Origin of the sequence: Pararobbsia alpina (assembly GCF_902859895.1) — a bacterium.
In the GTDB taxonomy this organism is placed as follows: Bacteria; Pseudomonadota; Gammaproteobacteria; order Burkholderiales; family Burkholderiaceae; genus Pararobbsia; species Pararobbsia alpina.
Genome location: NZ_CADIKM010000016.1, coordinates 51,721 through 67,600, shown reverse-complemented (window position 1 = coordinate 67,600; position 15,880 = coordinate 51,721). Strand labels below are relative to the sequence as shown.

Annotated in this window: 10 protein-coding genes; all 10 read right to left on the bottom strand. The window is 65.4% G+C overall.

The window, feature by feature from the left end:
* Positions 1 to 74: 74 nt before the first annotated feature.
* Positions 75 to 1,580 carry a CobW family GTP-binding protein gene (locus tag HV670_RS16840; protein WP_246257551.1) on the bottom strand — a complete coding sequence of 502 codons (1,506 nt, stop codon included), beginning with the start codon at positions 1,578 to 1,580 and terminating at the stop codon, positions 75 to 77.
* Positions 1,577 to 3,181 carry a precorrin-3B C(17)-methyltransferase gene (cobJ, locus tag HV670_RS16835; protein WP_175105938.1) on the bottom strand — a complete coding sequence of 535 codons (1,605 nt, stop codon included), beginning with the start codon at positions 3,179 to 3,181 and terminating at the stop codon, positions 1,577 to 1,579. The genes HV670_RS16840 and cobJ overlap by 4 nt, the downstream gene beginning before the upstream one ends.
* Positions 3,178 to 3,960: a cobalamin biosynthesis protein gene (locus HV670_RS16830; RefSeq protein WP_175105937.1), complete on the bottom strand. Its 783-nt coding sequence runs from the start codon at positions 3,958 to 3,960 to the stop codon at positions 3,178 to 3,180. Before HV670_RS16830 ends, cobJ begins: the two co-directional genes overlap by 4 nt.
* Positions 3,957 to 4,736 (bottom strand): precorrin-4 C(11)-methyltransferase, encoded by a 780-nt coding sequence (cobM, locus tag HV670_RS16825; protein ID WP_175105936.1) that lies wholly within the window; start codon positions 4,734 to 4,736, stop codon positions 3,957 to 3,959. Before cobM ends, HV670_RS16830 begins: the two co-directional genes overlap by 4 nt.
* Positions 4,733 to 5,485, bottom strand: a complete 753-nt coding sequence (cobI, locus tag HV670_RS16820; protein WP_175105935.1) for a precorrin-2 C(20)-methyltransferase — start codon at positions 5,483 to 5,485, stop codon at positions 4,733 to 4,735. The genes cobM and cobI overlap by 4 nt, the downstream gene beginning before the upstream one ends.
* A complete protein-coding gene (gene cbiD, locus HV670_RS16815; RefSeq protein ID WP_175105934.1) occupies positions 5,482 to 6,612 on the bottom strand; it encodes a cobalt-precorrin-5B (C(1))-methyltransferase CbiD in 1,131 nt (376 codons plus the stop codon). Before cbiD ends, cobI begins: the two co-directional genes overlap by 4 nt.
* Entirely contained in the window at positions 6,609 to 8,396 is a 1,788-nt protein-coding gene (locus HV670_RS31085; protein WP_246257550.1) for a precorrin-8X methylmutase, read from the bottom strand. The genes cbiD and HV670_RS31085 overlap by 4 nt, the downstream gene beginning before the upstream one ends.
* Positions 8,393 to 9,181 (bottom strand): cobalt-precorrin-7 (C(5))-methyltransferase, encoded by a 789-nt coding sequence (locus HV670_RS16805; protein ID WP_246257544.1) that lies wholly within the window; start codon positions 9,179 to 9,181, stop codon positions 8,393 to 8,395. Before HV670_RS16805 ends, HV670_RS31085 begins: the two co-directional genes overlap by 4 nt.
* A 43-nt stretch (positions 9,182 to 9,224) precedes the next feature.
* On the bottom strand, positions 9,225 to 11,474 hold the full coding sequence (locus tag HV670_RS16800; protein WP_175105932.1) for a magnesium chelatase subunit D family protein: 2,250 nt from the start codon (positions 11,472 to 11,474) through the stop codon (positions 9,225 to 9,227).
* A gap of 145 nt (positions 11,475 to 11,619) precedes the next feature.
* The gene (locus HV670_RS16795; protein WP_246257540.1) at positions 11,620 to 15,759 is read right to left on the bottom strand and encodes a cobaltochelatase subunit CobN; all 4,140 of its coding nucleotides are present in this window, start codon (positions 15,757 to 15,759) and stop codon (positions 11,620 to 11,622) included.
* Positions 15,760 to 15,880: the final 121 nt, after the last annotated feature.

Genomic DNA, 15,880 nt, shown 5'->3' with positions numbered 1-15,880 from the left:
GCCTGGTTCGTGGTGCTGTGATTCGTGCAGTGGTGCAGGGTCTGGTGTGGGGCTGGTGCAGGCCTAGCGCGGGTCTAATGCCATAGCGTGCCGGTCAACTCCGAGACCAGCTCCGCGACCCGCTTGCGCGACGCGTGGTAGCCGATGAACACGAGTTGTGACTCGGCGTGTGCCACCGCGCCCGCGCTGGAGGAAACATCTGTATGGGCGAGTCGGTGCTGATCATCGTCGGCGTCATGGTCATGGTCATGGCTGTGCTCATGTCCATGGTCGTGACTATGACTGTGGCTGTGCTCATGCCTATGGTCGTGACTATGACTATGGCCGTGCTCGTGCCCATGGTCGTGACTATGACTGTGGCTGTGCTCATGCCCATGGTCCTGACTATGACTGTGGCTGTCATCATGCCTATGGTCGTGACCATGACCGTGCTCATGTTCATGTTCATGCGAGTGCGCGCCATCACCGCGATGCGCATGATCATGCGCCTGCGCATCATCATGCTCATGGACCACCGCAGCCGATCGAATCGCGCCGATCCGGCTGCGCACCCCCTGGATCAGCACCGGCCGTCCATCGCCGGCCGTGTGCACGAACCCCTTGATTCGCATGACAGGCTCGGCCTGCGCGGTTTTCGCGAGCGCGGCGAGCAGCGTCGCCTCGGTCTGCGGCGCATGCGAATGCAGCACGAACGATTGCCAGCCCGGATCGTGCTCGTGAAAATGCTTGTGGCTCAAGAGCCCGTGCGTATGCGGCGCGAGCCCGGAATGGCTGTGCCCGTCGAGCCTGCGGCTCAGCACGGGCGAAGCCTGCAGCGAGGCGACCTGGGTATAGACCTGGCTACTCGTGGCACCGCGCGCATGGCTGTGCCGCCCCTCGCCGGGCTGATGCAGGCGAAGTCCCAGCGCGAGCCGCGTATCGAGCCGTGCACGATGGGCGAGTTCGATAAAGCGAACGTTCGGCGCGAGCCGGCGAATCCGGGTTTCGGCCTCGATCAGCGCACGCTTGTCGAGATCGTCGATCTTGTTGAGCACCACGACGTCCGCATGATTGATCTGCAATCGGAAGAGCTCGGCCACCGAGGCGGCGGTGGCGGCGGTTGCGGAAAGCGTCGTGCTCGCATGAGACTCGGCGTTCTCGACGCCGACGGGATCGAACTGCCCTGTGAGCAACAGCGGCGTATCGACGACGGCAAGCGTCGCATCGAGCACGAAGCGCTCGGCGAGCAGAGCGTCGCTTTGCAGACGCTCCATGACCGCGGTCGGCACGGCGAGTCCCGAGGTCTCGATCACCACATGGTCGATGAGATCTCGGCGCGCATGAAGTTGCGCCATCAGGGGCATGAACAGCGCATCGTCGCCATAGGCGAGCAGGCCATTGGCGACATCCTGTACCTGGACCTCGGTGCCGCGCTGATGATCGCGCAGCAGCGCGCCGTCGATCGATACCTCGCCGAACTCGTTGACGACGATCGCGAGACGCCGCCCCTTCGTTTCATGAAGCAGGTTCGAGAGCAGCGTCGTCTTGCCCGCGCCGAGAAAGCCGGTGACGACGGTAACGGGAAGGGGTGCGCGGATCATGGTGCGGGGGTGCCCTTGAGATGGGACAGGACCGCGGCGAAATCGCGGACCACATTCGGATGATCAAGCGCGGGGCGACGGATCGCAATGAACGGAATGCCGAGCGCACGCGCGGCCGAAGCCTTCGCGGAATACCCGCCGGCTTCACCGGACTCCTTGCTGACCACGCAGTCGATCTCGAGATCGCGCCAGAGCGCTTCGTTGAATGCCTGGGAGAACGGCCCCTGCATCGCGATCACGTGGTCGCGCTGGATGCCGGCGGCGAGCGCCCGTTGCAACTGTGCTGGGTCCGGCGTCAGGCGCAAGTACCAGTCGCGATGCGCGGCGCCCGGATGCCGGAGAAAACTGTCGAGCTGAGTCACGCCTGTCGCGAGAAAAATCCGGCTGCCGAGTTCGACCGCGAGATGCGCGGCGGACTGCACGTCGTCGCACTGCTGCACGGGTGCGTCGCACGTGCTATCGGGCCGCTCATAGCGGATATAGTCGATGCCGAGCTCGTTCGCGAGACGCGTCAGCTGCCGGGTCATCTCACTCGCATGCGGGTGCGTCGCATCGACGACCGATCGGGCGCGGCACGCGCGCAGCAGTTCGCGGCGGCGCTCGATGCCGAGTCGACCGGTGATCACCGCGGCGCCGGGGACATCGCGCACGACGAGGTCCTCGCCATACTGGCTCGCGACCGAGACGATAACGCGCTGGCCCGAGGCGACCAGCAGCCGCGCGAGTTCGTTGCCGTCGCGTGTACCGGAGAAGACCCAGATCGCATCGAGAGGCAGGTCGGCACCCGAAACGGTGTCCTCCTCGCCCAGGGTCCGGAGATTCGCATCAGGCACGGGTTCGGGTGGCGCAAGCGTTCTCGATTGATCCCAGTCGCCATACCCCCGCGGTGTATAGATCCATTGACGCTTGCGTTGCGTGAAGCGGTTGCCGATCACGATGGTCGTCAGCATGTCGAATTGTCGCTCGGGCAGCGCGCCGAGCTCGACGATATCGACCTGCTGATCGGGCCGGTATGCATTGCGCACCACGCCGCACCACGTATCCGGACGCTTGTGCTCGAGCATCAGCCGCAGGATCTTGTGCACGCCGTCGGGCCGCTGCCGGCTCTGCACGTTATAGAGCACGACGGCAAGATCGGCCTGTGCGATATGGCTCGCGCGATGTTCGATCCATTGCCATGGGCAAAGCAGGTCCGACAGGCTCAGCGTCGCGAAATCGTGCGAGAGCGGCGAGCCGAGCAGTGATGCGCAGGCATTCGCGGCGGTGATGCCCGGCGTGACGCGCAGCCCGAACGTGTCGTTCTCGTCCATCAGCTCGAAAGCGAGCGCGGCCATCGCGTAGACACCGATATCGCCGCTCGAGACGAGCGCGACACGCTGGCCTTCCCGCGCATGTTCGATTGCAAGCCGCGCGCGTTCGCGTTCCTGCGTCAGCGGCAAGGTGTGAATCCGCTTGCCTTCGATCCATGGAGCGATCCATTGCAGATAGAGGTCGTAGCCGACAATCACATCGCTCTCGCGCAGGGCATCGGCGGCCTGGGGCGCGATCAGTTCGCGGTAGCCAGGGCCGACGGAGACGAGATTCAGAAAACCGCCTTTCATTCGAGCTTGATCCATTCAGGTGAGTCGTCGGCAATCGCAATCGCGACGCCGTCCAGCGTTGTCTTGTCGACGACGAGTCCGCCGCGTACCGACGCAAGCAGTGCGCAGGGTTCGCAGACGCCGTCCAGGCCGATATTCTCGCGAACCCAGGCCGAAGGCCGCGTTGTCCACGGCCGTGCGGCGAGCTGCGCGTGCGAGAACACGCGCAAAGGCAGTCCATATCGTTCGCAAAAAGCGAGAATGCCCGGTTCATCGGCCTTGAGGTCGACCGTCGCGACCTCGCGCACCGCATCGATGTTGCGACCGCGCATCGCGTGATGCACGGCCGCGTCGATCTGCTCGACGCTTGCGCCGCGCCGGCAGCCGATGCCGATTACGAGCGTCTTGAGCGCTTCGGTCGCGGTCGTGACGACGGGCACCGCGCCGGTCAGCCGGGCGACACGATAGGCAAGCGCGTTGGCGCCGCCTTCGTGTCCCGCCAGCAGCGAAACAGCAAACCGCGCCGATTCGTCGAGCAGGACCACAGCCGGGTCGCTGTGCTTGCTCTGGGGCAGTCCGTCGAGTATGCGCACGGCGATTCCCGAGGCCATCACGAGCACCCACTGCCTGAGCGAGCCGAATACATTGCGGAAGTGCTCCCGCTGGCTGACAGTCGCATCGCCTTCGTTCCATGGCGTGAAGAGCCGGCCATCCAGTCCCGCGCGCAGCCGTTCACCGAGCGGCAGCGCGTGCTCGCGCACCAGCCAGATGCCCGTCGTCTCGCGCGTGTCGTCTGTCATGCGGCCCGCCTCTTGCGCACGCTTGCGCGGCGGAAGCGATGCGTGAACGTCGCCGCATAGAGACTCGACTCGACACCTTCGGCTTTCGCGAGCGCATCGCCGACGAGCAGGAGGGTCGTGAGCTGCCACTCCTTGACCTTGACCTCGGAAACCAGCTTGCCGAGCGTGCTCCGATGCGAGCGTTCGTCTTTCCAGCTCGCGCGATGCACGAGCGCGACCGGGGTTTCAGGCGGATAGTGGAGCAGCAGGTCGGCAACGATCTTCTTCAGATGCGGGCCCGAAAGGAAGATGCACATGCTGGCGCGATGCCGTGCCCATTGTTCGATCGACTCCAATTCCGGCACGGCTGAGGCGCGTCCCGATACGCGCGTGAGCACGATCGACTGCGAGACCTCGGGCCGTGTGAGTTCGGCGCCGAGCGTGGCGGCCGCGGCGCTGAACGACGAAACGCCCGGTACGATTTCATAGTCGATGCCGAGCTGTTCGAGGCGGCGCATCTGTTCGGCCGTGGCGCCATAGATCGAGGGGTCACCCGAATGCAGGCGTGCGACATCGATGTCCTGTTCGAGCGCGCGTTCGTAGCAGGAGACCTGCTGTTCGAGATTGAGCTTGGCCGTATCGAAGATCTCGGCATCGGCGCGGCAATGCTCGAGTACATCGACTGGAACCAGCGAGCCTGCATAGAGCACCATGGGTGCTGCATTCAGAATGCGCGCGGCGCGCACGGTGATCAGGTCGGCGGCGCCGGGGCCGGCACCGATGAAATAGACTTTCATTGAGAGGTCTCGGGCTTTTGATGCCGTTGTTCGCGCGCGTGCCGGCGAATCAGCAGGGTCGACAGATAACCCGTCGCGGCGGCCGGCCGCGCGGCACCCAGGTCGGGGTAGAGCTGCTGGTCCGGCAGGCCGACGCGATGGCCGAATGCGCAGTGGGCGAGCAGGCCGAGTTCGGCAAGCAGGTCGATGACCTGCGGCAGGCGCTTGCCGATTTTCATGAGCACGACGACGTCATGCGACTCGATGTCGTGCCTGAGCGCGTCGATATCGTCGGGGCAGGGGAGGATCAGGATGCGCTCCTTGCCTTCGCCGAGCGGCCATGACAAGGCCGCGGCCGTGGCCGCGAAACTCGTCACGCCGGGAAACGTCCGGTGACGCAGGTCCGGTTCGAGATCGCGCAGGGCGGCGAGCAGATAGCCGTAGGTCGAGTACGTCAGCGTATCGCCGATCGTCAGGTAGGCAACCGTGCGTCCGGCGCGCAATTCCGAGGCGATCGTGCCCGCGAGTTCCGCATAGTGTTGCGCCAGTACCGAGCGATCGGGGTCCATCAGGAATCCGATCTCGCGAAACCGCGCGTGAGGCAGATCGAGATCGCCGAGGCATTGCTTCGCGACCGACTCGCTCGCACTCGTTGCACGGGGGACATAGATCAGGTCAGCCGAGCGCAGTGCCGCGACCGCCGCGACGGGGATCAGGCCGCTGTCGCCAGGGCCGACGCCGATGCCGAAGAACTGTCCGGGTATCGTCATGCACCTGCTCCCAGTGCCGTGCCCTGCATGTCGAAGAGCCGGACTTCGACCCGCCGCGCACGCGGCACCCGTGTGTGCATCAGGGCCGCGGCCCGCTGTTCGATCTCGCGCCACAAGATGGCCTGCAAGGGATCGCCTTCCAATATCTGCACGACATTCTCCACCGTGTTCGCCTGTTCGATCTGCGCGACGCGCGAGGCCGGCGCGCCGCATTCGGCGCTGATGCGTGCCACGGCCGACATCGCCATCGTGCTGTTGCTTGAATGTGTATCCCAGAAGCCGTCGAGCACCTTTGCGATCTTGCCCGGGTGACCGAGCACCCACAGGGTCTCGAGATGAGCGCCGGTTTCCTCGAGCGCCTGCTGGGCAAAATCGAGCGAGGGGCCCATGAAGTTTGCGATTTGAACAATACGTGCGTCGGAAAGACCGAGCACGTCGCGCGCATGGTCGCGGCCGATCTTGCCGGGCGTAAAGGCGATCGATGGCGGATCGTCGCCGAGCGCGACCCGAACGTAGACCTCGATCGACGCGATCCATGACGACAGGGACATCGGTTCAACGATGCCGCTCGTCCCGAGGATCGAGATGCCACCAACAATGCCGAGGCGCGGATTGAACGTCTTGCGCGCGATCACCTCGCCGCCGACGCAACCGATCGAGACATCGAAGCCGGGGTCGCCTCCGCCTTCGAGGACTTCGTCGACCGCGCGACGGATCATCTGCCGCGGCACGGGATTGATCGCGGGCTCGCCGACCGCGATGCGCAAGCCGGGTTTGGTCGCGGTCCCGACGCCCTGGCCCGCGAAAAAGCGCAGCGTGTGACAGTCGTTGATCGACACATCCGAGAACAGCGTCGCACCATGCGTATTGTCGGGATCGTCCCCGCCGTCCTTGATGACTTCCGCATGGGCGATGCCTGGTGCCGACCAGTCGACCGCGTGGATCGGTACGTTCAGGAAGTAGTCGGGATCGGGCAGGCTCACATTGACCGAACGTTCGCGCGAGCCGTGCAGGAGCAGGCCGAGCGCCGCCTTGACCGCCGCGGTCGCGCAGGTCCCCGTCGTGTAGCCGCGTCGCAGCCCGTTGGGCGCGAGCGTGGCGAGATCGTAGGGACGTCGCGCACTCATGGGAGATCTCGCCGGGTTGACGAGGGAGAAGTCGCACTCGAGGACTGCGCGGTCGAATCCGCGAGCGCATCGATCGCGCCGATCATCAGGGCATTGACAACCGTCGCGGCCCACGGCGAGCCTCCGCGTGTGCCCGTGTTGGTGATGCGCGGCACCTGCATCGTCTCGCGCAGAGCAGTCTTGCATTCACGCGTGCCGACGAAGCCGACCGGCAGGCCGATCACGAGCTGCGGGCGCCAGCCGTGCTGCTCGATGAGGCGCACGGTTTCCATGACCGCCGTCGGCGCGTCGCCGATCGCAACGACGACGTCGTTGCCGAACCGCTCCCATGCGCGGCGGATGCCGGCCGCCGATCGGGTGAGCCCATGCGTCTGCGCGAGCACGTGGGTTGCGTCGTCGTGAACGCCGCACCAGGTCTCGACTTCGAGTTGTGCAAGCACCGCCTGCTTGAGCCCCGCCTGGACCATCGTCACATCGGTGACCACGCGCCGGCAGCGCAGTAAAGCGCGCAAGCCGAGATCGGCGGCGCCGGGCGAGATGAAGATGTCGTCGACGATATCGAAGTCGCCGCTGGTATGGACGAGGCGCTTGAGCACACGCGCTTCGTTACCCGTGAAGGCTGACCAGTCACGTCCCTGGTCGATGATCCGCATGCTTTCGGCTTCGATCGGGTGGGGGACGTAGGGCTTGAATGTCTCAGCGGCGAGGCCGACACCATTCCGTGCACTCGCACTCGCCGAGCCGCCACCGCCGGCATTGCCACTGAGATCGATCTTCGCACCGGCTTCCACGTTGCTTCCTGCCTCCGCTCCTGCATCCGCATCGGTACTGCGGTCCGCCAGTCCTCTCACTTTCATATGATGAGCGCGCTGCGGCAGGCCGACCTGTTGTTCGAAGCCGATGATCTGTACGCGGTATTGGCACAATGCGCAGTTCATCGTGGCACGACCTTGCGCGCCTTCCGCCGCGCGTTCGACGAACACGTCAGCGACATACGGATGCGGTCCGAGGTACGACGCATCGAGAATATCGAACTCCGGATGGCGGGCCCGCAACTCAGCCGTGGCCGCGCGGATCCGCTTGACCAGAATGCCGTCGAACAGGAAGTAGGGCAGTACGACGATGCGCCGGTAGCCGAGCCGCACGGCTGTGCGCAAGCCGTCTGCGACCTTGGGCCTGGCGGTGCCGGCGTAGCAAGTCAGCGAGGTCCCGAAACCCAGCCCCTCCTCGAGCATGCGCGCGAGCTTCGAGATCTCCGAATTTGCATCGGGGTCCGATGTGCCGCGGCCGACCACGACGAGGCAGGCTTCGTTGCGCGGCACGGTCTCACCGGTGCGCGCATGCTCCGCGCCTTCGGCTTCGACTACGCGCTGCGCGCACAGCTGCAGCAACTGCGGATGCAGATCGAGTGCGGCGCCGAATGAAAATTTCGTTCCGCTGAAGCGCTGCTGCAAGGCCAGCAGTTCGCTCGGCATGTCGTTCTTCGCATGCGTCGCGGCAAGCAGGACGCCCGGCACCATGACGACGTGCCGGGCACCCGCCTCGATCGCCTGCGCTACCGCGACATCGATCGTCGGCGAGGCGAATTCGAGGTAGCCGTGCCGCACGATGCGCGAAGGCGCGCGGCGGCGGACCAGTTCGACCAGCGCCTCGAATTCCCGCACGCCGTCCGGGTCGCGGCTGCCGTGACCGGCCAGCACGATCGCATAGTCGCCGTGTGCGGCCTGCGCCGAAGGCAGGGCAGCGCGGGCGTCGGTTGACGTGGCGGAATCGGTGCGGCTCATGATGCGGCGGTGGCCTGGCTGGGGGCCGGGGTCGTGACCGAGGTTGCGGCCGCGGGTGTGATCGGGGTCGTGGTCTGAGTCGTGCTTTGAGCAGCAGCGGATACCGGCGCCGGCTCGATCTGGCTCGCCATCGGTGTGCGCGTGCGGATCAGCATGATGCTCATGTCCGTGAACTCACGCGTGCATTCGGCGAGCGTGCCGCGCCATTCCGCATCGCCACGCGTCAGATTTTCCCAGACCTCGACCGGGTGATCAGCCGACACGCCTTGCCCGAGCAGCCAGGCCGCGATGTCCTTCGGCATGAAATCCCAGGGGCGCGGGATCACGATCGCATTGCGCGCATCGGCGAGCACATGAACCAGATGGCGCTTGAAGGGTTCGAGATCGCCGCGCCGATGAAAGGTGACAAAGGTCGTTTCGTCGAAACAGACCTTGCCGCGCGAGGCCATCACTTGAGCCGACGAGATGCCTGGCAGCGCTTCGACGGGATGTCCGCATGCGCGTTCGACACGTTCGAGAAACTGGAAGCCGCTGAAATGGATATCGCCCATGAAGACGACGACGCAGCGCTTGCCCGCGTGATGAAGCTGTGCGACGACGTCGAGCTGGGCGACCTGGTCGCGGTAGCCCATCGTCACGATTTGCGTAGTCGCGGGGATCAAGGGGCGCACGACGTCGACCACCGCGTCGAAACCCGCGACGACATCGGCGTTTGCAATATGCTCCGCCGCGCCGCGCGTGACGAAATCGAGGTGGCCCGGGCCGACGCCGGTGCAGATGATCATGGCAAGTCCTAATCTGGTAGCGGGGTGGTGCGTTGCGAAGTCTTCATGCAAGGCGCTCCCGGATCGTAATCGCAAGGGTTTCGGCCGACCATTCGTCGAGCCGCCGGTATTCGGCATGCAGCGCTTGCGCGACGGCCCTGGCGCGGGCATGCCGGATCACGCCCTGCTCGGTATCGAGCACGAGCGCACTGATATGCGCCTGGGCAATCTGGTCAGCCAGCAACAGGGTATCCTGCCAGCCGTCGCCACGCATTTCATGGTCGTCGAGCGGCAGGTTCGCGCGTTCGGGGTCAGACGACGCGCTTGCGGGTCGGTCGCTGGACGGCACGTTGGTCCGACCGTCGTTGAACGACATGGTAGGCCGTTCGCTGTGAAGCGGCACGTTTGCCCGTCCATCGCTGAGCAGCACGAGCAGCGGTTTGAGCGTGGTGCCCGATGCGCCGCGCCCCGCGGACCGGCCGATCAGCAATTGCGCACCCAGTTCAAGCGCCTGTGCGAGCGGCGTCCGGCCGCCGGTGGGCAAATCCTGGAGCGCACGCTGCGCGAGTTCGACATTGCGCGTCGGCGGCAGGACGAGTTCGGCGCGCTCGCCGCGAAACGCGATCACACCGATCTCGTCACGGCGCCGATAGGCGTCCTCGAGCAAGCCGAGCACGCAGCCCTTGACGGCTTCCATCCGGCGGCGGGCCGCCATCGAGCCTGAGGCGTCGACGATCAGCAAGATCAGGTGGGCCTGCTTGCCGATGAGGACCTTGTCATGGAGATCGTCCCGCGTGACCTGGAGCCGCCCCGGCTCGCGAAGGATCGCATGACGCAATGTCGCATCCACGGCGAGGTGCTTCGGCCGCACGGCGGCGACTGCATGCGTGTAGGCACCGCGTGCCGCGGCCGTGGCGATGCTGCGGCGTCCTTCGGCACCCCCTTCGTCGCGGCTGGCGATGCGCAGCGTGGGCGCCTCGGTCGCCGCGCCCGTGGCAAAGACGGTCGTAGCGGCGGGTGAGGGTTCGCCCTGTGTCGAGGTGGAACGCGTATCCGCCTGTACGTCTGACGAATCTTCGGCGTCCTTCGTTTGATCGGTACCGTCCTCTAGTTCAGCGTTCGCTGATGCATGGGCATCGGCTTCGGTATCGACAGGTTCATCCGCGTGTCCTTCCGCTCGCGGCTCCGATGGATCCTTCTCGTCGTGCTGGCCCGCGCCCTGAGCCAGGTCGTCCTGCTCGTCGGTCCCGGAGCTTGAATCCTTGGCTTGTCCCGTGGGTGCCCGAGCGGCGTCGCGCATCCGATCGAGTGCTTCCTCGAGACGCTCGCGATCGAGGCCCGGCTGTTCGAACGGTTTGCGCCGGCGCCGGTGTGGCAACACGAGTTCGGCCGCGGCGGCGATATCGTCGACATCGACGACCAGGCGGCCTTCGAGAGCCGCATGTGTCAACGCGACCTTGTTCAAGGTGATATCGGCACGCAAGCTGGTCGCGCCGAATTCGCAGCACAGCGTGCTGACGAAATCGAGCAGGGAATCGGGCAGTTCGACATCCAGCAGCCGCGCACGCGCGTCGCTCACACGCTGCCGCAGGATTGCCGTCTCGCCTGCCCAACGCGCGACAAAACCCGGCCTGTCCGCATCGAATGCGAGCCGGCGGCGGACGACCTCGCTTCGCACCGCGGGCACATCGGGTGCCGCCACTTCGACCATCATCGCAAAGCGGTCGAGCAGTTGCGGCCGCAGATCGCCTTCTTCGGCGTTCATCGTGCCGATCAGCGTGATCTGCGCCGGATGGCTGATGGACAGGCCTTCACGCTCGATCGTATGCTGGCCCATCGCCGCCACGTCGAGCAGCGAGTCGACCAGATGGTCCGGCAGCAGGTTGACCTCGTCGATATAGAGCATGCCGCGATGCGCGGCCGCGAGCAATCCGGGCTGGAAGGCGCGCTTGCCGTCCTTGAGCACGCGCTCGAGGTCGAGGCTGCCGAGCACGCGGTCTTCGGTTGCGCCGAGCGGCAGATTGACGAAGGGCACCGGCGCGAGTACGGTCGTATCGGGCTCGACCGCGTCGATCCGGCTGCATGCTTCGCATTGGCCGAGCGCGGCGCCGGGCGCGCAGTTGTAAGGACAGCCCGGCACGCGTTCGATCGGCACGAGCAGTTCGCGCAGGCCGCGCGCAGCGGTGCTTTTCGCGGTGCCTTTGTCGCCGCGTATCAGTACGCCGCTCAGCGACGGGTTGACCGCGCACAGCAGCAGCGCTCGCTTGAGCGTGTCCTGTCCGACGATAGCCGTGAATGGAAAGATGGAATTCATAAACTCGGCCGACCCTGCTGCGAGGTCCGTTGCATGATTCCCTCCATTGTGGTCTCGGTTGCCATCTTCAGTTGCCGCGCTCGTTTGACATCCTCATTGACCCTCTTCACTTGCGCGCTTCGCCGTCGATCTTCACTATCCGTCTTCATTCACCGCGCCCTTCGAGCTGCGCATCGCTGTCGAGATGGAGCTGCGTCAGCGCGCTTAGTGTGCGCGCATCGGGCTCCTCCCACATGCCGCGCTGCGCGGCCTCGAGCAGGCGCTCGGTGATGGCCTGCAAGGCCCAGGGATTGCTCTGCGACAGGAATTGCTGGATGCCTGGATCGAGCGCATAGGCTTGCGCGACGTCTTCGTACATCCAGTCGTCGAGAATGCCGGCCGTTGCGTCGTACCCGAACAGGTAGTCGACTGTCGCATTGAGTTCGAGTCCGCCCTTGTAGCCGTGCTTCTGGATGCTTGCAAGCCACTTCGGATTGACCACCCGCGCGCGGAACACGCGCAGCGCTTCCTGTTTGAGATCGCGCACGCGCGGATTGGCCGGGTCTTGCGTGTCGCCGAAATAGTGGCGCGGGCGATGCCCGGTCAGTCCCTGGACTGCGGCGATCATGCCGCCGTGAAACTGCAGGTAATCGTCGCTATCGAAGATATCGTGTTCGCGATTGTCCTGGTTGTGCAGCGCGATCTCGACACCGGCAAGCCGGGTGCGGAATGCATCGTGGGCGCTCGTGCCGTATTCGCCGCGCGTGTAGGCATAGCCGCCCCATTCGATATAGGCGCGCGCAAAATCGTCGCGCGTCTGCCAGTTCTGCTCCTGGATCAGCGGCAGGATTCCCGCGCCGTAGCTGCCGGGCTTCGCTCCGAAGATCCGGTACAGGGCCTGGCGTTCGGCGGCTTCGAGCGGATGCTTCGCGAGCAGGCCGGCCTGGACCTCGGCGAGATAGTGCTTGCGCACGAAGTTCACTTCGGGCGGTTCGTCGAGATGCGCGACGTGCTGGATCGCGTCGTCGACCAGGGCGATCAGATGCGGAAACGCATCCCGGAAGAAACCGCTGATGCGCAATGTCACGTCGATGCGCGGGCGTCCGAGCTGGGCGGCCGGGATGGCGGAAAAACCCGTCACGCGCCGGCTTTCGGCTTGCCAGACAGGTTTGACGCCGAGCAGGGCGAGCACTTCGGCGATATCGTCGCCATGCGTTCGCATCGCGCTGGTGCCCCAAACACTGATGCCGATCGATTCGGGGTAGCGGCCGCTTTCGTCGAGATGCCGGCGCAACACTTCGTCGGCGAGGCCCTCGCCGATGTTCGAGGCTGCCATTGACGGAATCGCGCGTGGGTCGACCGAATAGAAATTGCGGCCGGTCGGTAGCACGTGCGCCATGCCGCGGGTCGGGGCACCGCTCGGGCCGGCGGGCACGTAGCGGCCGTCGAGGCCGTCGAGCAGGTGGTCGATCTCGTCGCGGGTCTTGTGCAGGTTCGGCACGAGCGCAGCGCCGATGAATTCGAGCACGGTCCGCAATGCTGGCGTCGCGTGGCGTTTTAGAACGGACGATACGCTGGAGTCGATTGCGGTAGCGGCAAACTCATGTGCGTCGAAGTCGACGAGCAGTGCGCGTGACAGCGCGAGAATCGCATCGATCGCGTCGGCATGCGTGTGGAGTGGGCGATCGGAAACGGTGGCGAGTACCTGATCCGCGTTGAGGCGCGCACCCTTGTCATTTTGCAGGGTGTTCCAGTCGAGTTCGAACAGGCTGGCGACCGATTCGGGGAGACTCGGCGAATCGAGATTCGGAATGCGCGTGAGTGCGGCCAGCAGGTCGATCATGATCTCTCCTGAGGGGATCGCGCCCAGCGTGTGCAAGCCGTCGCGAATCTGTGCGGCGCCGAGCTCGCACAGGTAGCCATCAAGATCTTCGATCAGGTGCGCGAAGTCGCTGCCTGCCATGCCGGTGAGGGCCGCAGGGATGTCCGTAGCGTCACCCGGTGGCGCGTGTGAGTCGACATGCCCATGCTCATGCTCATGCTCATGCTCATGCTCATGCTCATGCTCATGCTCATGCGACATCGCAGGGGAAGAGCGGTTCACCTCGCCTTTGTGGTCGTGTCCGTGAGCATGATCATGTGTGTGGGCATGAGCTTGACGGTGCGCTCCGTGACCGTGAACATGATCATCGTGGTCGTGGTCGTGGTCGTGGTCGTGGTCGTGGTCGTGGTCGTGGGCATGACCATGATCATGCCCATCCTCATCCTCATGATGATGATGGTGCGCATGCAGGAGATCGAGGTCAGTGTCGAGTTTCGCCTTCCGGATCAGATCCCATATCTGCTGCTGCAAGAGCGGCAGCTTGACCGGGTCGAGCGCCTCGACCTGGTAGTACTCGTCGACCAGTTGCACGAGTTCCGCGAGCGGCCCATAGGTATCGGCCGTCGTCATCGGTGGCATCAGGTGGTCGACCACGACCGCGTGCCCGCGCCGCTTGGCTTGCGATCCTTCACCGGGATCGTTGACGATGAACGGGTAGAACAGCGGCATGTCCGCCAGGAACGCATCGGGATAGCAGTCTTCCGACAAGCCGACACCCTTGCCCGGCAGCCATTCGAGCGTACCGTGCTTGCCCACGTGGACGATCGCATCGGCGCGCCATGTATCGCGCAGCCACCGATAGAACGCATGGTAGTGGTGAGTCGGCGCAAGGTCCGGCTGGTGATAGATCGCGTCGGGGTCCATCCCATATCCGCGCGGCGGTTGCAGTCCCACAAACGCATTGCCGAACGTGAGACCCGAGATCATCAGGTCCCCATTCGTATCCGCATAGGCTTCGCCGGGTGCCGGACCCCACTGGTCCAGCATGCGCTGGCGCAGGTTGCCCGGCAAGGCATCGAGCCAGCGTGCGTAGTCCGCGAGTGGCACGCGCGCCGCGGCCGTTCGCATCTGTTCGGCCGTCAGGAAGTCTTCGTCATAACTGCCGCGATCGATCAATTGCTGCATCAGCGCATCGCTGCTCTCGGGCAGGCCATCGATCCGATAGCCGCGCAGCTGCATCGCACGCAGGATAGCCATCAGGGACGCGGGCGCGTCGAGGCCGACCGCATTGCCGATCTGGGCGGCCTTGCCACTCGAATTGGTGAAGACGAACGCGATGCGCTTGTCGGCCGGCGAGCGCGTGCGCAAGGCCGCGAGACGTAACGCGAGCCCGGCGATCCGCTCCACGCGGTCCGGCACGGCTTCATAGATTGCTTCATGGCGAGCCGCGGAGGCCGCGGCCGCCGGCGCGACGCTTCGAGCCGGCGCCTTGAACGACAGCGGCACACCGATGATCCGCCCGTCGAACTCCGGCAAGGCGACATTCATCGCGGTATCGAGCGGGTTCAGCCCGCGCGGCGACTGTAACCATTGTTCCCGGGTCATGCCGCTCGTGATGGCCTGCAGCACGGGCACGCCGAGCCGTTCGAACACATTGGCATTGCCATGATCCGCGCGTGCCGGCCCGTCGACGGTCGTGTCACCGATCGCGAACGAGGTCGTGTTGATCAGCAGGTCGATCCCGCCGGCCTGTTCGAACAGACCCAGCGCGAGCGGGAAGTCCTCCGCATCGGTTTCGCGCAGCGAGTGCGTGAAAACCGGCAGAACGTCGGCGCCTCGCTGTTCGAGCGCGTCGACGAGCGCATCGATGAAATGGAGGTTACCGCTGGTCCAGTGCGCCCGATAGAAGAGCAGGCCGATCGCCGCGGTGCCCGTGCGGCGACCGGACCTGAATGCGGCAAGTGCGGCTTCGGGCGTCGCGCCCCGGCGATAGACCCCATGCTGGGGCAGCGCACGCGGCGCTTCGTAGCCGAGCGCCGTCAACCAGAGCCGGTCCGACAGGTAACGCAGGCTTTGCGCGGCATTGTCGACACCGCCGGCCTGCCAATAGGCGTTCGCATCGCGCAGGATATCCGCGGGTACGTTCGAGAGCCGGTCGAGTTCGGGGTCGGTCTCGCCGGTCCCGCTGAGCGCCACGAAGGCGCACCCTTTTTCGCGTGCGCGCAAGGCAAGCGTGGCGAGCCCGGGGACTTCATTGGCGCGGCCCAGCACACGCACGATGACGATCCAGCTCGAACCGAGATCGCTGTCCAGCCAGGCACTCATCGTGTCGGTGCGGGAAACGGTGTGCAGAGACACGCCGCGTAGAGCGATATCCGGATCGCCGATCGCGTGGGCTGCGAGCTGCAACGTCGCGAGATCGGTATCCGCGTGCGAAAGCAGCACGATTTCGCGGGTCGCGGGGCGGGGCATGTCAATGGTCATCGGGCTTGCTGCGCGTCAATGGCCCGGGTGCGCGACGCATGACACACGCGTCGCCGTCCGGGCTCGGGCACCGGCATCCGTCCCCGCGGATTCGGCGGTCGGCGGCCACGGGGGCTGGAGA